General features: G+C 69.5%; 28 protein-coding genes. 16 read left to right on the plus strand and 12 right to left on the minus strand.

The genetic code is table 11. The annotated features are described in order from the left end of the window. Positions 1–171: 171 nt before the first annotated feature. A complete protein-coding gene (locus AC5Y31_RS00540) occupies positions 172–915 on the plus strand; it encodes a response regulator transcription factor (RefSeq protein ID WP_065026594.1) in 744 nt (247 codons plus the stop codon). After that, the gene (locus AC5Y31_RS00545; RefSeq protein WP_499977393.1) at positions 912–2,327 is read left to right on the plus strand and encodes a sensor histidine kinase; all 1,416 of its coding nucleotides are present in this window, start codon (positions 912–914) and stop codon (positions 2,325–2,327) included. Before AC5Y31_RS00540 ends, AC5Y31_RS00545 begins: the two co-directional genes overlap by 4 nt. Here the strand turns inward: AC5Y31_RS00545 and AC5Y31_RS00550 are convergent. Both AC5Y31_RS00550 and AC5Y31_RS00555 read right to left on the minus strand, forming a co-directional pair. Further along, positions 2,324–3,295: a dimethylarginine dimethylaminohydrolase family protein gene (locus AC5Y31_RS00550; protein WP_499977394.1), complete on the minus strand. Its 972-nt coding sequence runs from the start codon at positions 3,293–3,295 to the stop codon at positions 2,324–2,326. The two genes, AC5Y31_RS00545 and AC5Y31_RS00550, sit on opposite strands and share 4 nt — an antisense overlap. 18 nt (positions 3,296–3,313) lie before the next feature. Beyond that, positions 3,314–4,174, minus strand: coding sequence for an SDR family oxidoreductase (locus AC5Y31_RS00555; RefSeq protein WP_207511814.1), 861 nt, complete (start codon positions 4,172–4,174; stop codon positions 3,314–3,316). Between the two features lie 270 nt (positions 4,175–4,444). On the opposite strand from AC5Y31_RS00555, the gene AC5Y31_RS00560 reads away from it, so the two are divergent. The 4 genes from AC5Y31_RS00560 to AC5Y31_RS00575 all read left to right on the plus strand — a co-directional run bounded on the left by AC5Y31_RS00560 (position 4,445) and on the right by AC5Y31_RS00575 (position 6,293). Then, positions 4,445–5,080, plus strand: coding sequence for a TetR/AcrR family transcriptional regulator (locus AC5Y31_RS00560; protein WP_082966647.1), 636 nt, complete (start codon positions 4,445–4,447; stop codon positions 5,078–5,080). 84 nt (positions 5,081–5,164) lie between these two features. After that, a complete protein-coding gene (locus AC5Y31_RS00565) occupies positions 5,165–5,338 on the plus strand; it encodes a CsbD family protein (RefSeq protein ID WP_065026598.1) in 174 nt (57 codons plus the stop codon). Between the two features lie 109 nt (positions 5,339–5,447). Next, positions 5,448–5,762 carry an aminopeptidase gene (locus AC5Y31_RS00570; protein WP_301634321.1) on the plus strand — a complete coding sequence of 105 codons (315 nt, stop codon included), beginning with the start codon at positions 5,448–5,450 and terminating at the stop codon, positions 5,760–5,762. Between the two features lie 24 nt (positions 5,763–5,786). After that, a complete protein-coding gene (locus AC5Y31_RS00575) occupies positions 5,787–6,293 on the plus strand; it encodes an anti-sigma factor antagonist (RefSeq protein ID WP_082966643.1) in 507 nt (168 codons plus the stop codon). Positions 6,294–6,302: 9 nt separating this feature from the next. Here AC5Y31_RS00575 and AC5Y31_RS00580 read toward each other — a convergent pair whose 3' ends face one another. After that, positions 6,303–6,812: an aminoacyl-tRNA deacylase gene (locus tag AC5Y31_RS00580; protein ID WP_065026599.1), complete on the minus strand. Its 510-nt coding sequence runs from the start codon at positions 6,810–6,812 to the stop codon at positions 6,303–6,305. Between the two features lie 193 nt (positions 6,813–7,005). Between AC5Y31_RS00580 and AC5Y31_RS00585 the strand changes: the two genes are divergently transcribed. Both AC5Y31_RS00585 and rsrA read left to right on the plus strand, forming a co-directional pair. Continuing rightward, positions 7,006–7,668 (plus strand): sigma-70 family RNA polymerase sigma factor, encoded by a 663-nt coding sequence (locus AC5Y31_RS00585; protein WP_207511817.1) that lies wholly within the window; start codon positions 7,006–7,008, stop codon positions 7,666–7,668. After that, positions 7,665–7,961: a mycothiol system anti-sigma-R factor gene (rsrA, locus tag AC5Y31_RS00590; RefSeq protein WP_065026601.1), complete on the plus strand. Its 297-nt coding sequence runs from the start codon at positions 7,665–7,667 to the stop codon at positions 7,959–7,961. Before AC5Y31_RS00585 ends, rsrA begins: the two co-directional genes overlap by 4 nt. A 36-nt stretch (positions 7,962–7,997) precedes the next feature. Here rsrA and AC5Y31_RS00595 read toward each other — a convergent pair whose 3' ends face one another. Next, positions 7,998–8,072: a 50S ribosomal protein bL37 gene (locus AC5Y31_RS00595; protein WP_011728008.1), complete on the minus strand. Its 75-nt coding sequence runs from the start codon at positions 8,070–8,072 to the stop codon at positions 7,998–8,000. Positions 8,073–8,176: 104 nt separating this feature from the next. Continuing rightward, on the minus strand, positions 8,177–8,608 hold the full coding sequence (locus AC5Y31_RS00600) for a hypothetical protein (protein ID WP_131810610.1): 432 nt from the start codon (positions 8,606–8,608) through the stop codon (positions 8,177–8,179). A gap of 301 nt (positions 8,609–8,909) precedes the next feature. On the opposite strand from AC5Y31_RS00600, the gene AC5Y31_RS00605 reads away from it, so the two are divergent. Beyond that, positions 8,910–9,125, plus strand: coding sequence for a biotin/lipoyl-binding carrier protein (locus tag AC5Y31_RS00605; protein WP_065026621.1), 216 nt, complete (start codon positions 8,910–8,912; stop codon positions 9,123–9,125). Positions 9,126–9,153: 28 nt separating this feature from the next. Next, a complete protein-coding gene (locus tag AC5Y31_RS00610; RefSeq protein WP_065026603.1) occupies positions 9,154–10,641 on the plus strand; it encodes a sensor histidine kinase in 1,488 nt (495 codons plus the stop codon). Positions 10,642–10,716: 75 nt separating this feature from the next. On the opposite strand, the gene AC5Y31_RS00615 is transcribed toward AC5Y31_RS00610, so the two are convergent. Both AC5Y31_RS00615 and AC5Y31_RS00620 read right to left on the minus strand, forming a co-directional pair. Further along, positions 10,717–10,971, minus strand: coding sequence for a WhiB family transcriptional regulator (locus AC5Y31_RS00615; protein ID WP_019737187.1), 255 nt, complete (start codon positions 10,969–10,971; stop codon positions 10,717–10,719). A 243-nt stretch (positions 10,972–11,214) separates the two neighbouring features. Further along, positions 11,215–12,192 (minus strand): diacylglycerol/lipid kinase family protein, encoded by a 978-nt coding sequence (locus AC5Y31_RS00620; RefSeq protein ID WP_499977395.1) that lies wholly within the window; start codon positions 12,190–12,192, stop codon positions 11,215–11,217. Between the two features lie 55 nt (positions 12,193–12,247). Here AC5Y31_RS00620 and AC5Y31_RS00625 point away from each other — a divergent pair, with 55 nt between their 5' ends. Continuing rightward, the gene (locus tag AC5Y31_RS00625) at positions 12,248–12,658 is read left to right on the plus strand and encodes a hypothetical protein (RefSeq protein ID WP_065026605.1); all 411 of its coding nucleotides are present in this window, start codon (positions 12,248–12,250) and stop codon (positions 12,656–12,658) included. Here AC5Y31_RS00625 and AC5Y31_RS00630 read toward each other — a convergent pair. Beyond that, positions 12,600–13,715, minus strand: coding sequence for an isochorismate synthase (locus AC5Y31_RS00630; protein WP_499977396.1), 1,116 nt, complete (start codon positions 13,713–13,715; stop codon positions 12,600–12,602). The genes AC5Y31_RS00625 and AC5Y31_RS00630 overlap by 59 nt on opposite strands. A 5-nt stretch (positions 13,716–13,720) precedes the next feature. After that, positions 13,721–14,317: an acid phosphatase gene (locus tag AC5Y31_RS00635; RefSeq protein WP_499977397.1), complete on the minus strand. Its 597-nt coding sequence runs from the start codon at positions 14,315–14,317 to the stop codon at positions 13,721–13,723. A gap of 100 nt (positions 14,318–14,417) precedes the next feature. On the opposite strand from AC5Y31_RS00635, the gene AC5Y31_RS00640 reads away from it, so the two are divergent. Continuing rightward, entirely contained in the window at positions 14,418–15,218 is an 801-nt protein-coding gene (locus AC5Y31_RS00640; RefSeq protein ID WP_082966646.1) for a ParA family protein, read from the plus strand. 9 nt (positions 15,219–15,227) lie between these two features. Here the strand turns inward: AC5Y31_RS00640 and AC5Y31_RS00645 are convergent, their stop codons facing one another. Further along, positions 15,228–16,463, minus strand: coding sequence for an Rv3212 family protein (locus AC5Y31_RS00645; protein WP_499977398.1), 1,236 nt, complete (start codon positions 16,461–16,463; stop codon positions 15,228–15,230). A 14-nt stretch (positions 16,464–16,477) separates the two neighbouring features. Beyond that, positions 16,478–17,983, minus strand: a complete 1,506-nt coding sequence (locus AC5Y31_RS00650; protein ID WP_499978087.1) for a DEAD/DEAH box helicase — start codon at positions 17,981–17,983, stop codon at positions 16,478–16,480. Positions 17,984–18,238: 255 nt separating this feature from the next. Here AC5Y31_RS00650 and AC5Y31_RS00655 point away from each other — a divergent pair, with 255 nt between their 5' ends. Both AC5Y31_RS00655 and AC5Y31_RS00660 read left to right on the plus strand, forming a co-directional pair. Beyond that, entirely contained in the window at positions 18,239–18,934 is a 696-nt protein-coding gene (locus AC5Y31_RS00655; protein WP_301634341.1) for a ferritin-like fold-containing protein, read from the plus strand. Between the two features lie 96 nt (positions 18,935–19,030). Further along, the gene (locus AC5Y31_RS00660) at positions 19,031–19,312 is read left to right on the plus strand and encodes a DUF3107 domain-containing protein (RefSeq protein ID WP_065026612.1); all 282 of its coding nucleotides are present in this window, start codon (positions 19,031–19,033) and stop codon (positions 19,310–19,312) included. A gap of 51 nt (positions 19,313–19,363) precedes the next feature. Here the strand turns inward: AC5Y31_RS00660 and fasR are convergent, their stop codons facing one another. After that, entirely contained in the window at positions 19,364–20,047 is a 684-nt protein-coding gene (fasR, locus tag AC5Y31_RS00665; RefSeq protein WP_065026613.1) for an HTH-type transcriptional activator FasR, read from the minus strand. Positions 20,048–20,248: 201 nt separating this feature from the next. Between fasR and AC5Y31_RS00670 the strand changes: the two genes are divergently transcribed. Together AC5Y31_RS00670 and moeZ are read left to right on the plus strand one after the other, a co-directional pair. After that, positions 20,249–21,283 carry a DUF3152 domain-containing protein gene (locus tag AC5Y31_RS00670; protein ID WP_065026614.1) on the plus strand — a complete coding sequence of 345 codons (1,035 nt, stop codon included), beginning with the start codon at positions 20,249–20,251 and terminating at the stop codon, positions 21,281–21,283. A gap of 90 nt (positions 21,284–21,373) precedes the next feature. After that, positions 21,374–22,552 carry an adenylyltransferase/sulfurtransferase MoeZ gene (moeZ, locus tag AC5Y31_RS00675; RefSeq protein ID WP_065026615.1) on the plus strand — a complete coding sequence of 393 codons (1,179 nt, stop codon included), beginning with the start codon at positions 21,374–21,376 and terminating at the stop codon, positions 22,550–22,552. Positions 22,553–22,556 lie beyond the last annotated feature (4 nt).

Raw genomic sequence — 22,556 nt, forward strand, 5'->3', positions numbered from 1 at the left:
CTGAATCCCCCCGGTTCGCGTCGGTCGACGGGCCGCTGGGCGCACCACTGTCCGCATTCGCTGGTGGGACGGTAAACGGTGAACTTGAAGTGAACCTGAAGAATCCGGCAGTCGACGAAAATCGGCCGTCGGGCGCTCCACATCCGGACGTGGCGGTGTTATCAATGGACCATGGCCGATTCCCGGTCCGCCGAGCGGCGCGGCGGCAATCCCTCAGCGCGTGCCGCCGAGAGCTTCAGCGTGGGAACGCCCCGGGTGCTGGTGGTGGAGGATTCGGAGACGATCCGCGAGATGGTCAGCGAGGCGCTGGTCGACGCCGGGTATCTGACCGACGCCCAGGCCGACGGCAGCGGGCTGGAGGAGGTGCTCGACGGGTTCCGGCCGGATCTGGTGGTGCTCGATGTGATGCTGCCCGGACGCGACGGCTTCGCCCTGATGGATGTGATCCTGCGCTGGGGCGAGGTCGGCGTGGTGCTGCTCACCGCGCGCGACGGCCTGCCCGACCGGCTGCGCGGGCTCGACAGCGGCGCCGACGACTACGTGGTCAAGCCGTTCGAGCTCGCCGAATTGGTGTCGCGGGTCGGGGCGGTGCTGCGCCGCCGGGGCCGGCTGCCGGCGGCCGTGCAGTTCGGCGACCTGATGGTCGACGTCGACGCCGGGGTGGCCTCGCGCTCGGGGACTCCGCTGGGTCTGACCGCCACCGAGCTGCGGGTGCTGGTCTATCTCGTCGAACAGCGTGGCCGCATCGTCAGCAGCGCGCAGATCCTCAACGCGGTGTGGGGCTATGAGGCCTACGATCCCAATCTGGTCCAGGTCCACATCAGCGGCCTGCGGCAGAAGCTGGAGGCGCACGGGCCGCGGATCCTGCACACCGTGCGCGGGATCGGCTACCGGCTGCAACTGTCGGCCTCATGACCGCCACCCCGTCGCTGCGGCGCCGCCTGACGGTGATGGCGTTGGGACTGCTCGCCCTGTTGATGCTCACCATGGGCCTGGTCATCAACACGACGTTGACCGCGATGGCCAACCGCAGCCTCCACGAGCGGCTGTCGATTGCCACGCAGCGCGCCGATTCCCTGGTGGCACTGGGGATTTCCGCTGACCAACTGGCCGAGCAGCTCAACGGCGGCGTCGTCAGCGCACTCGTGGTCACCGCGGACGGAGCCAGCTACGGTGATCCCGCGATCGAACCCGACGCGACCACCGGATCGAGGTTTCCGCCTCCGCCGCTGGAACCCGACGACACCGCGACGGTGTTGGTGCACCCGCTGGCCAACGGCGACCGGGTGATCCTGGTCGCCGACACCACCGAGGCGGTCGAGACGATGCACCGACTGCAACGCCTGATGATCGAAGCCGGGCTGGGAACTCTGCTCGTGGCGGCGATTCTGCTGGCCGGGGTGAGCCGGGCCATGCTCGCTCCGCTGGACCGGCTCACCGATCTGGCCCGTGACATCACCACCGGCGACCGCGGCCGCCGGTTGCGTCCCGACCGGCCGAGAACCGAACTCGGCCGCGCGGCAAGCGCTTTCGACGATATGCTCGATGAGCTGGAGGATTCCGAGAAGCGCGCGCAGCGGGCCGCCGACGCGGCGCAGCGCGCCGAAGCGGCGGTACGGCGTTTTCTGGCGGACGCCGCCCACGAATTGCGCACCCCGATCGCCGGCATTCAGGCCGCCGCCGAACAGATCGCCGGCAACGTCGGCCAGGACGTCGGCCAAGACGGCCAGGACGCGGTCGACCCCGAAGTGCTCCGACAGCATCGCCGCGCCACGATGCTGCTCACCGAAGCCCGCCGCGCCACCCGGCTGGTCACCGACATGCTCGACCTGAGCTACATCGACGCCGGTCTGCCACTGGAGCTCAAGGACGTCGATCTGATCGGGATCGTCGACACCCAGCTCGAGCGGGCGGCGTTACTGGCCCCGCAACTGAACCTGGGCCGCACCGGTCTGGACACCTTGGCCGTCCGGGCGGACCCCACCCGGCTGGCACAGGTCCTGTCGAATCTGTTGGACAACTCCCGCCGCTACACCCCGCCCGGTGGGCAGATCAGCGTCGACGTGCGACGCGTCGGCGGCGCGGCCGAAGTGACCGTCACCGACACCGGGGTCGGGATCCGCGCCGAGGACGCCGAGCGCGTCTTCGATCGGCTGGTGCGCCTGGACAGCGCCCGCGGCCGCGACCACGGCGGCGCCGGGCTGGGTCTGCCGATCGCGCGGGCGCTGGCCGACGCGCACGGCGGCCAGCTGACCTGTGTGTCCCACGACGGCGGCGCCTGCCTGCGACTGGTCCTGCCGATGACCGGGCCGCGACCGACCGGCTAGCTGCGGCGCAGCAACGGCTGGGTGCTGCAGCGGAACGCGCCGCCCAGCGATCGGCCGATCCCGAAGCCCACATACTCGACGGTCACGCCACGGCGTTCCAGCTGGTCACCGACCCCGCCGAAGGCCGGATCGGTCACATAGACGCCGGGGCTGATCGGCAGCCCATTGGTGATCAGCTCCTTGGCCTGCGGCAGTGAAACCGAAATCCGGTCCCAGGATGCCAACGACTCCGGAACCCCGTCGAGCAGTGCCTCTTCGCACACCACCATCAGCCCGTCGCGGATCAATCCGAGCGCGCAGTCCAAGTGCAGGATCTGCCGGTTGAGCCGGACGACCTCGACGGTGTAGCCCTGTGCGCCGAGGAGTTTCTCCAGCCAGCGCGCGCCGAGGCCGTTCGACGCCAGGCCGGAAGTGCCGACGAAGACGTGCTTGCCGAGCACCAGGACGTCGCCCCCCTCCAGGAACGGGCCGGGCCCCAGCGTCGCGTCGTCGTCGGCGGTGATCTCGGGAACCGGGACGGCGAGATAGCTGCAGGCCGCCGGATACACCCGCTCCAGCACGATGTCGCGCACCGGGAAGATTTCGCGGCGGCGGTGCCGAAACCGAACCGAGCCCTCGATCACGACGTTGCCGACGGTGAAGAACGGGTCGCGCACAAAGAAATTGGCGTACCCGTCGTGAGCTGATTTCTCGGCGGCGGTCAGCATCCGCGGCCGCAGCACCTCCACGCCGTAGCGGCGCAAAACCGCCGCGAAATTCTCGCGCTCCTGCTCCCACGCGCGTTGGCGCTGCGGATGTGCGACACCGAAATCCTGCCCGGCGGAGACATTTTCGGATTCGCCGGGCGGCAGGAACGCCAGTTCGGACTCCGGAATATGTTCCGGCAGCGCCAGTTCGGATTGTGCGAGGACCACGGTGCGCAGCGGCGCGAACTCGCTCTCGACAAAGACCGGCGGGTTCTCGGACATGTCTCCGGGGTGCCGGTGCTACGGCTGCACGTAGCCCGGTGGGTTGACGGTGTCCACCCACAGGTCCACACCGAGGTCGCTGCCGGGAACGCAGTCATAGACCGACAGGTCGGTGACGCCGGACTCGAGCAGTACGTCCTCGCAGAGCAGCGAGTTGCCGGTGTAGGAGCCGGCCGGCCGGGTGATGATCGCGTAGGCGGCGTCGGCGTAGACCTCGGGCGTGCGGGCCCGGGCCATCGCCTCGTCGCCGCCGAGCAGATTCTGCACCGCGGCGGTGGCGATCAGGGTGCGCGGCCACAGCGTGTTGGACGCGATCCCGTGCGAGCGCAGCTCTTCGGCCATCCCCAGTGCGCACAGCGTCATCCCGAACTTGGCCATCATGTAGGCGGTCGGCTTGAGCCACTTGGATTCCAGCCGGATCGGCGGCGACAGGGTGAGGATGTGCGGGTTGTCCCGTCCGATCATGTGCGGGATGCAGGCCTGCGACACCGCGTAGGTGCCGCGCACCTCGATCTCGTTCATCAGGTCGAAGCGTTTCAGCGGCACCTCGAGGATCGAGCCCAGGTTGATCGCCGAGGCGTTGTTGACGCAGATGTCGATCCCGCCGAACCGCTCCACCGCCGTCGCGACGGCATTGCGCACCGAGTCCCCGTCGCGGATGTCGCCGACGATCGGCAGTGCCTGCCCGCCGGCGTCCTCGATCTCGGCGGCCGCGGTGTAGACGGTGCCGGACAGCTTCGGGTGCGGTTCGGCGGTCTTGGCGATCAGCGCAACGTTGGCGCCGTCGGCGGCGGCCCGCTTGGCGATCGCCAGGCCGATCCCGCGGCTGGCACCCGAGATGAACATGGTCTTACCGGAGAGTGGTCCTGGGGTTGGCATGGAGTCACCCTATGCCGTGGTCACCGGCGCGGTGAGCGTCCCGGCCAGAACCCGTGCTGCGCGCCCGGCTTACGACGTAAACTGTGGACCGATCGCCACGCCTGGGAAGATGTGATGACTCGACTGATCATCCGGCGGGTGCAGTGAAAAAGGGGTGTTCCGGTGGATGCCGACGATCTCGATGCCCAGCGGCCGTCGGCCGCCGCGGGCTTCGGCACCGTCGAAACTCTGCGCTCGTCGTCGCAGTTGAGCCGCGACGCGATTCTGGAGATGGCGATCGAGTTCATCGACCGCCACGGCCTGTCGAAGCTGACCATGCGGGCGCTGGGCGCGGCTTGCGGCGTCGAGGCGATGGCGCTCTACCGCTACGTGCACGGCCGCGGTGACCTGCTGACCGGTGTCGTCGACCACATCATCGACCGGCTTTATGCCGACCAACTCGCCGCGCGGCGACAAGAAGACGGCTGGCAGGACTACCTGATGCGGCTCGCGCACGGGGTGCGCCAGATCGCCCTCGACCATCCGGAGGTCTTCCCGCTGGTCGCCACCCAGGCCCCCGAGGCGCCGTGGGTTCGGCCGCCGCTGCGCAGCCTGCGCTGGATGGACAGCTTCCTGGACACGCTGATCTCCTACGGGTTCGACGACAGCGCCGCGGTGGAGTCCTACCGCTCCTACACCACCTTCCTGATCGGGCACCTGCTGTTGGAGGTGTCCGCGCGCGGCGCGCAGCTTCACCCGGACGAGGCCCTGCTCGACGACAGCTGCCGGCCCGCGCGCGACCTGTCGAGTTATCGGCAGTTGCAGCGGCTGCAGCCGATGTTGTCCCAGGACCACAGCAGCGCCGAGTTCGAAGAGGCGCTGGAAGCCATGCTGGACCGGCTCGAGCTGCTAATCGCCCGACACTGAGGTCCTCCGCCCCCGACCAGTGTTTACGTCGTAAACCGGGTGGGTATTCGCCTGTCACACGCACGCATGAGGGAGGAGCTTCGCATGGGACTGGCGGACAAGGCGAGAAACGCTGCGCAGAACGCCGCAGGCAAGGTCAAAGAGGCCACCGGGAAGGCTACCGGCAATGACCACCTCAAGAACGAGGGCAAAGGCGACCAGGGCAAGTCAAGCCTGAAGAAGGCCGGCGAGAACATCAAAGACGCCTTCCGAGACTGACCGACAACCGAGAACGCCCGCCCCGCCCGAGTTCGGGCGGGGCGCGTTTCGGTCCGGGCGGCGCGCCGCCCGGCGACGGAGTATGCCGGGCACAGACGGGGAGCGGCAGATGGCGGTGCGGAGACTCGTCCGGCCGGTGGGGCTGGCGGCGTTGTGTGCGGCGCTGATCGCGCTGGTGGCACCGGTGTCGATTTCCGACGGCGACGGTGGTTCGATCGGCTGCGGCACCATCGTCGCAGCGGATATCTCCGGCGCCCTGGATGCCAATTCCGAGAGCCTTTCCGCAGTTCTGGTGGCCAGCCAGAGCGCTCCGCACACCAACTACGTCGCCGGGTGCCAGTCCTCGCTGTCGAGCCGGCGGGCCTGGTCGGTGGCGCTGGCGACGCTTGGGCTGATCGCCGTCGCCGTTGGGTTTACAACGTAAACGATTCGGCGTAGCTTCATCCGCATGCTCTTCGGTTTACGCCGTAAACTCGGTCGCTGCGCGGTATGGCGCGGCTGCGGGGAAGCGTCGGGCCAGGCGGGTATCGCCGAATTGTCGGCCCAGGATCGTCCGGTCCGGCTCAGCGAGGTGCTCGCCTCGGTGACGGCTCCTCCGGACGACGAGGTGCGCGTCGTGCTGGAACGCAGCGGCTCGGCGCTGGTGGTCTCGGCCGGCGGCAGTGTCGACGCGTCGAACGTAGCCGTGTGGCGGCGACTGGTCGGCGAAGCCGCTGCGGTCACCGCGGTCCCGGGTCCGCTGATCGTCGACGCCAGTGGGCTGGAGTTCATGGCGGTGTGCGCGTTCGGCGTATTGATCGAGGAATCGGCCAGGTGCCGGCGCCGGGGCATCGAGCTCTGCCTGGTGAGCGGCCAACCCATCGTCGGCCGGGTGGTGAAAGCGGTAGGGCTCGACGGCGAGTTGTCGTTCTGCGCGACCATCGACGACGCGCTGGGCGGCACGCCGCGCGTCTGAGGCCGGCTCTCACCGGGCGCTGATATCCGCGACGACCGCAACGGTCAGCCGGATCAGATCCGCCGGCGCCACCGCCACGTCCCAGCCGCGCCGGCCGGCGCTGCACAGCACCCGGCCGAAGTCCGCTGCCGAGGCGTCGACGACCGTCGGCAGCGCCCTGCGCTGGCCGAACGGCGAGATCCCGCCCAGCACGTAACCGGTCGCTCGTTGCGCCGCCGCCGGGTCGGCCAACGCCGCTTTGGGCGCGCCCAGCGCGGCGGCGACGGACTTCAACGACAGCTTCGCCGGTACCGGCAGCACCGCGACCGCCAAAGCGAGCGGCGCCGTCCCGGAGAGCTCCACGATCAACGTTTTGAAGACCTGCTCGGGCCGCACGCCGGCCGCCCCCGCGGTGGCGAGCTGCTCGACGGCCTCGGCTCCGAAAGAGCGCTGGTCCGGGTCGTGGTGGTAGCGCAGCACCTCGTGGGGCACCTGAGCGGCGATCAGGGCCGCGATGGCCCGGGTTGCCGCGCGACTCACCGAGCCAGGATACGGCGGGAAATAGCGTCGTGGCCGACGCTGTTGAGCAAGGCAGTGTGCGGTCACTACGCGCAGTTGTCGGTCACAGTCCTAGGATCGGGAAGGAGTCCGGGTGTCAACGGCGATCGGTCTGTTGGAAATCGAGCCATCGTGGGTTGTGGGCACCGCGACAGAAGGGACTGCAGCGATCAAGATGGCTGACGCCGAAAGTGTGACCGATACCGCGGCTTCGACGGAGACGACGACCCCGGTGCGCTCCGACGAGACCGACGAGCAGCTGACCGCGCGCTTCGAGCGTGACGCGATCCCGATGCTCGATCAGCTCTACGGCGGCGCGCTGCGGATGACGCGCAATCCCGCCGACGCCGAGGACCTGCTGCAAGAGACCATGGTCAAGGCCTACGCCGGCTTCCGGTCCTTTCGGGAGGGCACCAATCTCAAGGCGTGGCTGTATCGCATCCTGACCAACAGCTACATCAACAGCTACCGCAAGAAGCAGCGCAAGCCCGCCGAATACCCGACCGATGAGATCACCGACTGGCAGCTGGCCGCCACCGCCGAGCACTCGTCGACCGGCCTGCGCTCGGCGGAGGTCGAGGCGTTGGAGTTGCTGCCGGACACCGAGATCAAAGAGGCGCTGCAACAGCTTCCCGAAGAGTTCCGGATGGCGGTGTACTACGCCGACGTCGAAGGGTTCCCCTACAAGGAGATCGCCGAGATCATGGATACGCCGATCGGCACGGTGATGTCGCGTCTGCACCGCGGCAGGCGCCAGTTGCGCAGTCTGTTGGCCGATGTCGCCAAGGACCGCGGGTTCATCCGTGACGGTCAGGCATCGGAGGAGGTGTCGTCGTGACCGAGCACACCAGTGACTGCGCCACCCCGGGCCCCGGCGGCCCGGCCGCCGACTGTTCCGAGGTCATCGCCGAGGTATGGACCCTGCTGGATGGCGAATGCACCGTCGAGACCAGGGCCAAGCTGCGCCGGCACCTCGAGGAATGCCCCGGCTGCCTTCGGCACTACGGAGTCGAGGAGCGGATCAAGGCGTTGATCGCTCGCAAATGCAGTGGCGACAAGGCGCCGCGCCAGCTCTACGAGCGGGTCCGGCTGGAGATCAGCCGCACGACGATCATCCACCACGAAGGCTAGGCGGCCCGAGAAGGCCAGGACGGCTAGGGACAGCGTTTAAGCGTTGGGGCGCTTGCCGTGGTTGGCTTTGCTGTGCTTGCGATCGCGCTTCTTGCGGCCACGCTTTGCCATGATCGGTCCTCCTAGCATCTTCCGGCTGCATAGTCTCTCACACCCCGAGGCGTGACGCCGGTGGCGGGGCCTGGGGGTCGACCGGGCCCCGCCGCCGCGGTCACTTAGTGGAAGCTGCGCGCCCCGGCCAGCGTCTGCGGCACGATTGCGGCCGGCCCGGCCGCGGGCGGGGTGCCCGGCGGTGGAGTCCCCACCCCCGGAGCCCCCGGCACACCAGCGGTAGGCGGGGTCAGCGAACTGACGTCGCTGGGCATGATCGAGCCCACCCCGGGCACCACGCGGTTGAGCATGCCGTTGAGCGCCTGCAGGAAGGAGTTGGCGGCATTCACCCCCGCCGACGAGCTTCCGGCGGCCGGTCCGGGCACGCCGGGCAGCGCCGGGGCGCCGATCGGGGCCGGGATCGGTAGCGGGTCGTCGACCAGCGTCGGGGCGGCTTTGGCGGACGCCACACCGAATCCGAGGCTGGCCAGCGTCATGGCGCCGGCGCACACCAGCGGCAACCGGACTCGTGGGTTCGCAAAACGGTTTTCAGACAACGCGCACTCCTCAGTTCGACTTCGATTCGTCCCCCGCGTCACGGCGAATACGTCACGCGTTCGAAACACTGGAGTAACGGTGCTATGCAATTGTCACAGCAGAAACACGACACGGTCACGGAAGGAACTCTCTAGAACCGCTTAATTGTCTTGGAGTTCACTTAGTCGGCGCACCGGGCGGATGCCGGCGAGGGCGCCAACCGTGCGCCCCGCTCAAGCCCCGAGCGGGGTTGTGGTTCCATAAGACGGAGAATTTCGGGTGATCGCCGGAACCGTCGACTGGATGATGAACGAGGTGAAGATGGCCGAGGACGTTCGCGCGGAGATCGTGGCCAGCGTGCTCGAAGTCGTGGTCCACGAGGGCGAACAGATCGACGAGGGCGACACCGTGGTGTTGCTGGAGTCGATGAAGATGGAGATTCCGGTGCTGGCCGAGTCCGCCGGGACCGTCAGCAAGGTGGCCGTGAAGGTCGGAGACGTCATCCAGGCCGGCGACCTCATCGCCGTGATCAGCTGACCGCAGCATTCGCCACGTGACATGACCCATGTCCACCCTCGGTGACCTGCTTGCCGAACACACCGTTTTGCCGGGCAACGCGGTGGACCACCTGCACGCCGTGGTCGGGGAGTGGCAACTGCTGGCCGACCTGTCCTTCGCCGACTACCTCATGTGGGTGCGCCGCGACTCCGACGCCAGCGGCGCGCTGGTCTGCGTCGCGCAGTGCCGGCCCAACACCGCGGCCACGGTGCTGCTCACCGACGCCGTCGGAACCGTCGCCGACGCGGCGTCGATGCCGCTGGTGTTCGGGGCGTTCGAATCGGGCGTGATCGGGCGGGAAGGTCTTGCCGGGCAACGCAATACGGAGGCCGTGCCGGTCCGGCACGGCGGCCGGGTGGTGGCTGTGCTGACCCACCAGACCGCGTTGGCCGGCGGGCGCGAATCCAGCCGGCTGGAGGCGGCCTACCTGGACTGCGCGGCGGACCTGGTGCACATGCTCTCTGAGGGCACCTTCCCCGACGTCGGTGACATCGCGGTGTCGCGCTCGAGTCCGCGGGTCGGCGACGGCTTCATTCGCCTCGGCGTCGACGGCACGGTCAGCTACGCCAGTCCGAACGCGCTGTCGGCCTACCACCGGATGGGCCTGGCCGCCGAACTCGCCGGCCATGACCTGGTGGCCGTCACCCGGCCGCTGATCTCCGACCCGTTCGAGGCGCACGAGCTGGCCGAGCACGTCCGCGATTCGCTGGCCGGCGGATCGAGCATGCGGTTCGAGGTCGACGCGGCCGGCGCGGTGGTGCTGCTGCGCACCCTGCCGCTGATCGTGCACGGCGAGCCGGCCGGGGCCGCGGTGCTGGTCCGCGACGTCACCGAGGTGAAGCGCCGCGACCGCGCGCTGCTGTCCAAGGATGCGACGATCCGCGAGATCCATCACCGGGTGAAGAACAACCTGCAGACCGTAGCGGCGCTGCTGCGCCTGCAGGCCCGCCGCACCGCCAACACCGAAGGGCGCGACGCGCTTCTGGAATCGGTGCGGCGGGTGTCGTCGATCGCCCAAGTGCACGAAGCGCTGTCGATGTCGGTCGACGAGGTGGTAAACCTGGACAAGGTGGTCGACCGGATCCTGCCGATGATGAACGACGTCGCCAGCGTGGACACGCCGATCCGGGTGGCGCGCACCGGCACGCTCGGCACACTCGACGCCGACCGGGCGACCGCCTTGGTCATGGTGATCACCGAACTGGTGCAGAACGCGATCGAGCACGCCTTCTCCGCGGATGCGGACCGGCGCGGGGTGACGATCCGGTCCGAACGGTCGGCGCGCTGGCTCGACGTGGTGGTGCACGACGACGGCCACGGCCTGCCCGCCGGGTTCCGGCTGGAGACCTCGGACCGACTCGGCCTGCAGATCGTCAACACCCTGGTCTCGGCGGAACTGAGCGGTTCGCTGACCGCGCGCGACGCCCCGGGCGGCGGGACCGAGATGGTGCTGCGGATTCCGGTCGGAAGCCGGCGGACCCGTCAGGCGCTGTAAGGGCCCCCGGAAAAGGCGCACAGAACGACGCGGCCCCGACCAGGTCGGAGCCGCGTCGATAGTCCTCTGCTGGGGTCAGACCCCGCTGCGCGCCCGGGTCCGGGCGTTGCGGCGCTTGAGGGCGCGCCGCTCGTCCTCGCTCATGCCGCCCCACACACCGGCGTCCTGGCCGGTCTCCAGCGCCCAGGTAAGGCACTCGGTGACCACCGGGCACCGGGCGCAGACCTGCTTAGCGGAAGCGATCTGAGCAAGTGCGGGCCCGCTGTTTCCCACCGGGAAGAACAGTTCCGGGTCCTCGTCACGACAGACCGCCTTGTGGCGCCAATCCATAAGTCTCCAACTCCTCACTCTGAGCGCAGCAGGGCGCGCACCTTGTTTTTCGGCTGTTATAAGCGGCGGCAAGAAATGAATACGGCTTGCTTCCGATCGCTCGATCGTTTCACAGCTTGGACAGATGTCAAGAGTGTCCGTTATCACGTGGCCAACGTCACCCTTGCGCGGGGCTGCTCCCAAACCGGCGCACCGGGTGTACTACAGTGGTTTCAACTGTGTGCTCATTGGCCGCATTGGGCGCTATCTCCGCAGTTCAGCGGGGCTTTTCGGCGCAGGAGCGACGACGTTGAGGGCGTCGGGCACCGCGCGGAACGTCATCGCACTGCGCAGTCCGAGGTACTCACCGTCGATCTGGGTGGCGATCGGTGTGTCGCCGGCATCGACGCGCAGAACGGGCACATCGTCATCCCGGATGAGCTGCTTGGCGCTCAGCTTCGGCCGCTTGGACAGCATCTGCCGGACCAGCCGCAAGGTGGGCAGCACCTTCATGCTGGTGGTCGCGAACACCCCCAGCCCGGCCTCGAACGTGGTGTCGGGGTTGGTCCACACACAGCGTTCATCGGCATAGGTCCAGGGGCTGCAGTTCGAGATGAACACGAAGTGCACGCCGGCGACCGGCTCGTCGTCGCCCAGCTGCAGCGTCAACGTCGGCGCGCGGCGCGTGGTGGCCAGCACGGCGGGAACCGCCGCCCGAATGTAGCGCAGCGCGGTGACGGCGTGGCCCTTCTCGCGCTCGGCCTCCACGGCGGCCACCACCTCGCCGTCGACGCCCATCCCCGCGTTGAGCACCGACCACCGCTCACCGCAGTCGATCAGCCCGATCCGGCGCCACCGGGGTTGGCCGCCACGGCCGTCGATCAATTCGATCACCTGGTTGGTGGCGACGGTCGGGTCGGCGGCAATCCCCAGCGAGCGGGCGAAGACGTTCGCCGAACCGCCGGGCACCACCGCCACCGCGGGCAGGTGTTTCGGCGGTGCGGAACCGGGCGGTCCGAGCAGGCCGTTGACCACGCCGTGCACCGTCCCGTCGCCGCCGTGCGCGATGACCAGATCGACCCCATCGCGGGCCGCGGCCTGGCTGATCTCGATGGCGTGGCCCCGGTAGTCGGTGTGCACCACGCTGAGGTCGAGGCGGCTCTTGAGCGCGTAGGCCAGCAGGTCACGTCCGGCGGCGGTGGTCGAGGTGGCATTGGGGTTGACGATCAGCACGGCGCGCACGGGATACCAGTCTATGGGCATCGAAGCGATGACACCTGGTGGTTAGGCTGGCGGCGTGAACGCCGCCGCCGACCTACCGCGCGCTGTGCGCGGTGCGGGCCTGATCGTCGCCGTCCAAGGGGTGGCCGGGCTGGCGGTCGCCGCGGCGCTGGTGGTACGCGCCGTGGCCGGAGCGGATCAGCGGGTGGTCAACGGCTACGGCACCGCGGCGTGGTTCGCGCTGGTCGGGGCCGCGGTACTGGCCGCCGGCTGGGGGTTGCTGCGGGGCCGGCGGCTCGGTCGCGGCATCGCGGTGTTCGTCAACATGACGCTGCTGCCGGTGGCCTGGTACCTGGGAGTCGGCTCGCACCGCTGGGGCTACGGCGTGCTGGTCGGCGCGGCCGCGGTGGCGGTGCTGGCGGCGCTGTTCAGTCCCGCGGCGCTGCGCTGGGCGGCGAAACGCCAAGCGCCGTCAGAATCGTGCTGAACTTCGTCACGGTCTCGGCCAGCTCCTCGTCGGGATCGGACTCGGCGACGATCCCGCCACCGGCATGGGCCAGCGCGGATCGCCGGTCGGCGGACAGTTGCGCGCAGCGGATCGACACCACCCAGGCGCCGTCGCCGCCGGCGTCGCACCACCCGACCGCGCCGGCGTAGAAACCGCGGTCGCCCTCCAGCCGGCCGATGAGGTCGAGCGCATCCGCCGTCGGGAATCCGCCGACCGCCGCCGTCGGGTGCAACGCCAGCGCCAAATCCAAAGCGGTGGTGGCGGATTCGTGGAGCCGGCCGGTGATCGGGGTGCTCAGGTGCCAGACCGCGGCGGTGCCGGTCAACCGCGGCGCGGGCGCGATGTCGAGTTCGGTGCACAGCGGCGCAAGCGCGGTGCGCAACTGGTCGACGACCAGTTGGTGCTCATGGCGGTTCTTACCGGATTCGGCCAGCGCGGCGCCGTTGGCGGCGTCGACGGCCGGGTCGGGGGAGCGCGGCGCCGAGCCGGCGAACGGCCGGCAGGTGATCCGGTCGCCGTCGCGGGCGACCAGCAGTTCGGGGCTGGCGCCCACCAGGGCCGCCCCGGCATAGGCGTCCCCGGCGGCGCTCAAATCGACCAGATATCCGTAGCCGCTCGGATCGGCGGCGACCAGCCGGCGCAAGACGGTGCCGGCGTCCAGCGGCGCGTCGGCGGCCAGGAGCAACCCGCGGGCCAGCACCACTTTGCGCAGGGCACCCGGCGCCGCGGTCAGCTCGTGCAGGGCCCGGCGGATCCGGGCGCGGTGCTCGCTGGGCTCCGGCAGCTGCGCGGCGATGCGCACGGCGGGCAATGCCGACTCGGGCCGTGGCGACAGCGCATCGTCGCGACGGACTTGGTCCGGTGCGAACAGTGCGCACGCGTCTCCAGGGCGGAAAGGCAATGCGCCCACCACGATTGGCGCTTGACCGGACGTCAGCGCGGCCTGCGCGGCGCTGACATCACAGAAACCGGTCGCCGCCCCCTCGGCCACCAGCGTTCCGGTCGGTCCGGACAGCACGAACGACGGTGTCGTCAAAATCCTCAGACTCCCGGCCCGGTCAGCCCGAGCGCGGTGAGCTGGCGCACGCCGTGCTCGAATCCGCAGACGGCCATCGACGCCGCGGTCATCCCGAAACGCGCACCGTCGGCCAACGGCAGCTCGAGCCAGCGGGTGATCACCGCCCGGGAGAAGTGACCGTGGCCGACGAAGACCACGTCGCGCGCGGCCAGCTGCCGCAGCGCCAACGCGACCACCCGGTCGGCGCGATCGGTGACCTGCGCCACCGTTTCACCGCCCGCGCTGCCGTGCGTCCAGATCAGCCAGTCCGATTCGGATTCCCTGATCTGCTCGGTCGTCAGTCCCTCGTAGCGGCCGTAGTCCCATTCGGCGATGTCGTCGGAGATTTCATCGACGTGCAGGCCGGCGAGCTGGGCCGTGACCTGGGCACGCTTGCGCGGGCTGGAGATCACCAGCGGGTTGTCCAGCCGGAGCTTGGCGAGCGTCGAGCGGAGGGCGACCGCCTGGCGCCGGCCGGTGTCGGTCAGCTCCAAATCGCTGCGCCCGGTGTGCCGCCCGCTTGCCGACCACTCGGTCTCACCGTGGCGCAGAAGCAGCAACCGGTGTTCCTCGATGCTCACGCCCGTCGATTCTGCCCGACGGCGGACACCGAGCCGCGTTTGGTGCTGCGGGGGCCGCAAGCCGTGCCAGTATGGCGGTGGTGCAAAGGGAGGAAGCATTGTGAGCCGACTGCGGATATTGGCGGTTGCCAACCAGAAAGGGGGCGTGGCCAAGACCACGACGGTGGCGTCGCTGGGGGCGGCGATGGCCGAACTGGGTCAGCGGGTGCTGCTGGTCGACCTCGACCCGCAGGGCTGCCTGACCTTCTCGCTGGGGCACGACCCCGACAAGCTGCCGGTGTCGGTGCATGAGGTGCTGCTCGGTGAGGTCGAACCCAACGCCGCACTGGTGTCGACCGAGGAAGGCATGACGCTGCTGCCGGCCAACATCGACCTGGCCGGCGCCGAGGCGATGCTGTTGATGCGCGCCGGCCGCGAGTACGCCTTGGCGCGGGCGCTGGCCAAGCTCGATGACGAGTTCGACGTGGCCGTCATCGACTGCCCGCCGTCGCTGGGGGTGCTCACCCTCAACGGGCTCACCGCCGCCGGCGAGGTTATCGTGCCGTTGCAGTGCGAGACACTGGCCCACCGCGGCGTCGGCCAATTCCTGCGCACGGTGGCCGACGTCCAGCAGATAACCAACCCGAAACTGCGCCTGCTCGGCGCGTTGCCGACGCTGTACGACTCGCGCACCACCCACAGCCGTGATGTGTTGCTCGACATCGCCGACCGGTACGGTCTGGCGGTGCTGGGCCCGCCGATCCCGCGCACCGTGCGATTCGCCGAGGCCAGCGCATCGGGCGCGTCGGTGATCGCGGCCCGTAAAAACAAAGGGGCCCAGGCGTATCGGGAGCTGGCCGAAGCGTTGCTCACCTACTGGAAGAAGGGCAAGACGCTGCCCACCTTCAGCCCCGAGATCTAGCCACCGCCGTCAGCCCAGCGCGACCACGGTGTCGCCGCGCTGCTCGAGCACCGTGGGGCCCGACACCGCCGGAAACACCGCCGCCACTCCAGGCGGGCGGCTGACCGGGATGAGGCGTTCGAATGCGCCGGAGTGCTGGTCGAACACGCCCACCCCGCCGGTCACCGGAATCAGCAGCCGATCGGCCATCAGTGCCGCCGGTCCCAGCGGAACCCTGGCCCCGGCGGCCGGGACGGTGTAGCGGTAGGCCAGGGTTCCGGCGTCGAACACCATCACGGCATCGCCGGTCCACCAGCACACCAACCCGGTGGGCCGGGACACCTGCAGGGCGGCGCTGGCGGCGGTGGGTTTGCCCGGCAGCAGCGTCTTGGCGATCGTGGTGCCGGTCTGGTCGACCACCTCCACCCGGGGCTGCGGCGTGGGCAGATAGACCGCGGTATTGGTGCCGGAGTCGGAGTCGGTCACCGCCAGCACCCGGGCGCCGGAGTCGGCGGCCACCCCGGGCTCGGGCACATGCTGGCGCTCCGGCTCGTCTTCGTCCTTTCCGGGGCGCAGCAGGGTCAGTTGCAGATCGTCCTGTCCCGGGCAGGCCTCGAGCACCGAGACCGCCGACGACGCCGAGGCGGCCGACACCAGGGTGCAGCCCTGGCCGCGGCCGCGAGCCGACGGTTTCACCCGGGCGTCGATCTCGCCGTAGGACAGCGTCCGGACCATGTCCGAGCGCCACAGCTCCAGCCGGGTACTTCCGGCCGAGAGCACCGCACTGCCCTCGGAGGTGACGGTCACGCTCTTATCGGCATAACTGGTTCGGGCCGGTCCGCGCTGGCCGGTCGCGGCGACGATCGTGCTGACCTGGCCGCAGCCGCGGGAGTCCGGATAGACCGCGACGGCATAGCGGTAGATCCAGGACACCGCGCACAGGTCGACGTCGCGGGCATAGCTCCAGCGTTCCTTGCCGGTGCCAGGTTCACGTCCGGTCAGCTGTGGCCCGTCACCGGTGATCACCGTGCCCGAGACCATCACCGGCGCCCGGGTGACCGGGCTGGGCGCCGTCCACAGCTGGGTCAGTGCCGCCGGCAGCATAGCGGCCGACGGAGGGTTGCTCGACGAGTCCGTCGCGGGCCGGCTGACGGTGGCGCGGGCGTCACTGGTCCACCACACGATCACCCCGGCGACGACGACCGCGACCGCGATCACCGCTGCGGCCACCAGATCGCCACGGGTGCGGCGCTCCGGTCGCACCATCTCGGCGGCCCGGCTCAGTTGCCGTTCGCGGCGGCCGCCGCCTTGCTCGGCCGCCGGCGACGACGGCGGCGTGGCGCGCTGTCGTCAGAAGACCCGCCGGTCCGGGCCTCGCCGGCATCGCCGGGCCGGGCGGCCTGCGGCGCGGCGTCGGCCGCGCCGCCTTGGCCGCCGCGGGTACGCCGCCGCGACCGGTTGGGGTTACGCGGCGCCCGCTGCCGGTCGGCGGACGTCTCGCGGCGCTCGCCGGGTGTGCCCTCGGCCCGCTTGGCCGGCGACCGGGTCGGTTTGCCGATGGTGCCGCTGGCTTCGGCGGGGATGTTCAACTCGGTGAACAGGTGCGGAGAGCTGGAATAGGTCTCCGCCGGATCCGGGCAGCACAGGTTCAGCGCCTTGTCGATCAGCGTCCAGCGGGCCAGCTCATCCCAGTCGACCAGGGTCACCGCGACACCGGTCTTCCCGGCCCGCCCGGTGCGGCCGATGCGGTGCACGTAGGTCTTCTCATCGTCGGGGCACTGGTAGTTGATGACGTGCGTGACGTCGTCGATGTCGATGCCCCGGGCGGCCACGTCGGTGGCGACCAGCACATCGATGTCGCCGGTGCGGAACGACTTGAGGGCCTTCTCCCGGGCCACCTGGTTGAGGTCGCCGTGCACCGCGCCCACCTTGAAACCGCGTTCGCCCAGGTCGTCGGCCACCTTCTGCGCGGTGCGCTTGGTGCGGGTGAAGATCATCGTGGCGCCGCGGCCGCGGGCCTGCAGCACCCGGGCGACCAGCTCCGCCTTGTCCAGCGCGTGCGCCCGGTAGACGAACTGCTCGGTGGCGTCGTGTACCGCCGAGGAGTGCGGCGCCTCGGCGCGGATGTGGGTGGGCTGGTTCATGAAGCTGCGGGCCAGCGTGATGATCGGGCCGGGCATGGTCGCCGAGAACAGCATCGACTGCCGGTCGTCGGGGATGCGGGCCAGGATGCGCTCGATGTCGGGCAAAAAGCCCAGGTCCAGCATTTCGTCGGCCTCGTCGAGCACCAGCACCGTGAGGCCGCCGAGCTGCAGGTGGCCCTGCTGAGCCAGGTCGAGCAGCCGGCCCGGGGTACCGACCACCACGTCGGCGCCGGCCTGCAGCGCCTCGATCTGCGGCTCGTAGGGCCGGCCGCCGTAGATGGCCTGCACCGACAGCGGACGGTCCCCGGCTGTCAGGTACTTGGCCGCGTCGGCCAGGTCGCCGGAGACCTGGATGCACAGCTCACGGGTCGGCACCACGACCAACGCCCGCGGAATGCCGGTCAGCGGCCGGTCGGTGCTGGTGCTGACCCGCTGCAGCAGCGGGATGCCGAAGCCGAAGGTCTTGCCCATGCCGGTGCGGGCCTGGCCGATCAGGTCATCGCCGGCCAGGGCCAGCGGCAACGTGAGCTCCTGGATCGCGAAGGCATGTTCGATGCCGTCCTCGGCGAGGGCGCGGACGATCTCGTCGCGGACGCCCAATTCGGCGAAGCTGGGGGGAGAGGTGGGACGGGTGGTGGAGATAAGCGGGGTCATGCGCTGGCAGATGCCTTTCGAAGTCGGCGCGGTAGATAGGTCGATCGCGGTGTGGTCGGGGCGCACACGCTGTGACGGTCGATACCTGACTTGCCGATTCGGGGGCCCTGCACTCGCTGAGGAGGCGGGCCAACCGCGTGTACGCACATTGCGCGGCAGCGCCGAATCGGCACTGCCTGCCCGTCATACTACCTGGTCGGGCCGGGCATCGGTCCAATCCGGCGGAACGCCTACAGTGTGGTGATGAATTCGGTTCCCTCGACCGACCCGCTGACCCAGGCTTCGCCGCCGCGACTGTCCGCCGATCATCCCGGCATCAACGAGCTTTTCGCCGTGCTCGCCTACGGCGAAGTGGCGGCGTTCTATCGGCTCACCGACGAGGCCCGCATGGCACCGGATCTGCGCGGGCGGATCTCCATGGCGGCCATGGCCGCCGCCGAGATGGGTCACTTCGAGTTGCTGCGCCAAGCTCTAGACAGTCGCGGTGTCGACGTGGTGGCGGCGATGTCGAAATACGCTACAGCCCTTGACAATTACCACCGGCTCACGATGCCCAGCACCTGGCTGGAAGCACTCGTCAAGACCTACGTCGGCGACGCGATGGCCGCGGACTTCTACCTGGCGATCGCCGACGGCCTGCCCGACGAGGCGGCCGACGTGGTGCGGGCGGTGCTCGCCGAGACCAAGCATTCGCAGTTCGTCGTCGACGAGGTGCGCAGCGCCGTCACCTCCAGTGCCAAACAACGCAGCCGGCTGGCGTTGTGGTCGCGCCGCTTGCTCGGCGAGGCGATCACCCAGGCGCAGTACGTGCTGGCCGACCGCGACGAACTCGTCGACCTGGTGATCTCCGGCGCAGCCGGACTGGGCCATCTGGCCGGGTTCTTCGAACGGGCCCAGCACACCCACGACGAGCGCATGCGCGAGCTGGGATTGGCCTAACGGGCGATCGCCAGTCCGGTATCGCCGACGGCGAACAGCCGGTGGCTCCCAACTCCGGGACCGTCCACTAGCCTGCTTAACAACGCCCACCGCGACATGAAAGGGGCCGGCGTGGAGGTCAAGATCGGGGTCACCGACAGTTCGCGCGAACTGGTCATCAACAGCGCGCAGACGCCAGATGAGGTCGAGGAACTGGTCGCGACCGCGCTCGCGCAGGGCCCGGGCAACGGGGGACTGCTGTCGCTGACCGACGAGAAGGGCCGTCGGTTCCTGGTGCAGACCGCCAAGATCGCCTATGTGGAGATCGGCATCGCCGACAGTCGGCGGGTCGGGTTCGGGATCGGTTCCGACGCCGCGAGCGGGGCCAGTTCCGCCTAGCGGTGGTCGCAAGCGCGGCGAAGCCGGGCGCAGCGGGCCATCGCCATCGATCTAGCGGGTGAGCGGCACGTGTGACAACCCGCCCCAGGCGAACGCCACCGTTCCGTCCACCGCGTCGTCCTTGGAGATCGGACGGTCACTGTCCAGCCAGTAGCGGGCGCAGTCCACGCTGACCGCGACCAGCCCCACCGCCACCGCCCGGGCCCGGTGCGGGTCCAGGCCGGAATCGCGGCTGACCAGATCGAAGATCGCGTCTATGCAGGATTCGGTGGCGACCCGCACCTGGACCGCCACCTGCGGCTCGGCGACGTTGTCGTTCTCGAAGATCAGCCGATACCCCTGGCCGTCGTGTTCGATGAAGTCGAAGAACGCCTGCACCGCCGCGCGCAGCCGCTGGCGGTTGTCGGTGGTGGTCCGCAACGCCTGCCGCACACCGGAGACCAGGTTCTCCACGTGCCGGGCCAGCACCGCCAGGTACAGCTCCAGTTTCGACGCAAAGTGCTGGTAGAGAATCGGTTTGCTGACACCGGCGCGCTCGGCGATCTCGTCCATACCGGCCGCGTGGTAGCCGCGGTCGACGAACACCTCACTGGCTGCGATCAGCAGCTGGCCGCGCCGCTCGTCGCGGGGAAGCCGACTGCCCCGACGGCCGGCCGCCGGCGCCTTGGCGCTGGCCGGGGCGCGGCCGGCCGCCTTGGCGCCGCCCCGCTCGGCCGTGTCGATCGGTTTGCTCATCGACTCCTCAATCCGGGTTTCCGCGGCCGACGAAAGAGGTATCCGGCGGCCGGTGCGTGAGAGCGAGACTACGCGCTGCACGCTTCACTTCCGCCAGCGACATCCACCAATGCGGTGCGGACGGGTTCGGTACGCCCCACACCGCCGCCCGCTGGCGCGGCGAAGAGTCCCAGCTCGCAGTGCTTGTGTCATCCTGAGAAGGTGACCTACGACCCGGGGCAACACGGCGGCGGTCGAGCCCCGGTGCTTCGGGATCGTTTCCGCGAACCCCTGCGCGCGCAACGTGACCCGCTGGCCGCCGGCGCCGGGCGGCTGCGGTCGGACCGCGACGTCCACCGGCAGTGGCGCAAGCAGAGCTGGCTGGGCAGGTTCGTGTCCACCTACGGCTGGCGCGCCTACGCGCTGCCGGTGCTGATGGTGCTCACCGTGGTGGTGGTGTACCAGACCGTGACCGGAACCGGGGTGCGCGCCCCGGACATCGACGAGCCGGTCCAGGGCCCGCCGACGATCGGATCGGCCGGCACCTCGATCATCGGTGCGCCACCGCGGGGACTCACCGAATTCGACGTCAACCTGCCGACCGGCATGCTCCCCGACGGTGGCCCGTTCACCGAGGCCGGCGACATGGCGTGGCACATCATTCCCGGCACCGGATCGGTGTTCGGCCGGGGCAGCGAGAAGGTGTTCGCCTACACCATCGAGGTCGAGAACGGCATCGACACCACCGCCTTCGGCGGCGACGAGGCGTTCGCCCGGATGGTCGACCAGACCTTGCGCAACCCCAAGGGGTGGACGCACACGCCTCAGATCGGGTTCGTCCGGGTGGACGCGACCAGCGGGGTCGATCCCGATTTTCGGATCTCGCTGACCTCGCCGATGACGGTCCGGGAGGGCTGCGGCTACGAGATTCCGCTGGAGGCGTCCTGTTACAACCCGTCCTACGGGGCGAGGTCGGAACCGCGGGTGTTCATCAACGAGGCCCGCTGGGTTCGCGGCGCGGTGCCCTTTCAGGGCGACATCGGCTCCTACCGGCAGTACCTGATCAACCACGAGGTCGGTCACGCCCTCGGCTATCAGCACCACGAACCGTGCGAGAAGCAGGACGCCCTGGCCCCGGTGATGATGCAGCAGACGTTCGGCACCTCCAACGAGGACGCGGCGAAGTTCGACCCGGACTGGGTCAAGCCCGACGGCAAGACCTGCCGGTTCAACCCGTGGCCTGCTCCGATTCCTTGAGATCCGGCTCGGGAAGCGTCGCGGGCCGTTTGTCGTTGACCCCATCAACTGCTGTGATGGTGGTGGATGCGATTTTGAGGAGAGCTGTCGGTGTCGAATTCGCTGCCGCCGCTGGTGGAGCCGGCCGGCGAGCTGACCAAGGATGAAGTCACGCGCTACAGCCGCCACCTGATCATCCCGGACGTCGGCGTGCAGGGACAGCAGCGGCTGAAGAACGCCCGGGTGCTGGTGATCGGGGCCGGCGGGCTGGGCGCGCCGACGCTGCTGTACCTGGCGGCCGCCGGCGTCGGCACCCTCGGGATCGTCGACTTCGACGTCGTCGACGAATCCAACCTGCAGCGCCAGGTCATCCACGGCGTCGCCGATGTCGGCCGCTCCAAAGCCGAAAGCGCCCGCGATTCGATCAAGGCGATCAACCCGCTGGTCCGGGTGCAGCTGCACCAGGTCCGGCTTGCGCCGGACAACGCCGTCGAGCTGTTCTCCCAGTACGACCTGATCCTGGACGGCACCGACAATTTCGCCACCCGTTACCTGGTCAACGACGCCGCGGTGCTGGCGCACCGGCCCTATGTGTGGGGGTCGATCTTCCGTTTCGAGGGCCAGATCTCGGTGTTCTGGGAGGACGCGCCGAACGGCCGGGGCCTGAACTACCGGGACCTGTACCCCGAACCGCCGCCGCCGGGGATGGTGCCGTCCTGCGCCGAGGGCGGGGTGCTGGGGGTGCTGTGCGCATCCGTCGGGTCGGTGATGGGCACCGAGGCGATCAAGCTGATCACCGGGATCGGCGAGTCGCTGCTGGGCCGGCTGATGATCTACGACGCCCTGGAGATGAGCTACCGCACCATCGCGATCCGCAAGGACCCCTCCACGCCCAAGATCACCGAGCTGATCGACTACGAGGCGTTCTGCGGGCTGGTCTCCGACGAGGCGGCCGAGGCGGCGGACGGCTCCACCATCACGCCGGCCGAGCTGCGGGAGCTGCTGGACTCCGGGCGGCCGCTGGCGCTGATCGATGTGCGCGAACCGGCGGAATGGGAGATCAACCGGATCGAGGGGGCCCGGCTGGTTCCGCAGTCGATGATCAACTCCGGCGAGGGGTTGGCGACCCTGCCCCAGGATCGGATGTCGGTGCTGTACTGCAAGACCGGCGTCCGCTCGGCGGCGGCCCTGGCGACTCTGAAGAAGGCCGGATTCGCCGACGCGGTCCATCTGCAGGGGGGAATTGTGGCGTGGGCCAAGCAGATGGAACCCGACATGGTGATGTACTGACAAG

This window comes from Mycobacterium sp. NGS18 (genome assembly GCF_059813185.1).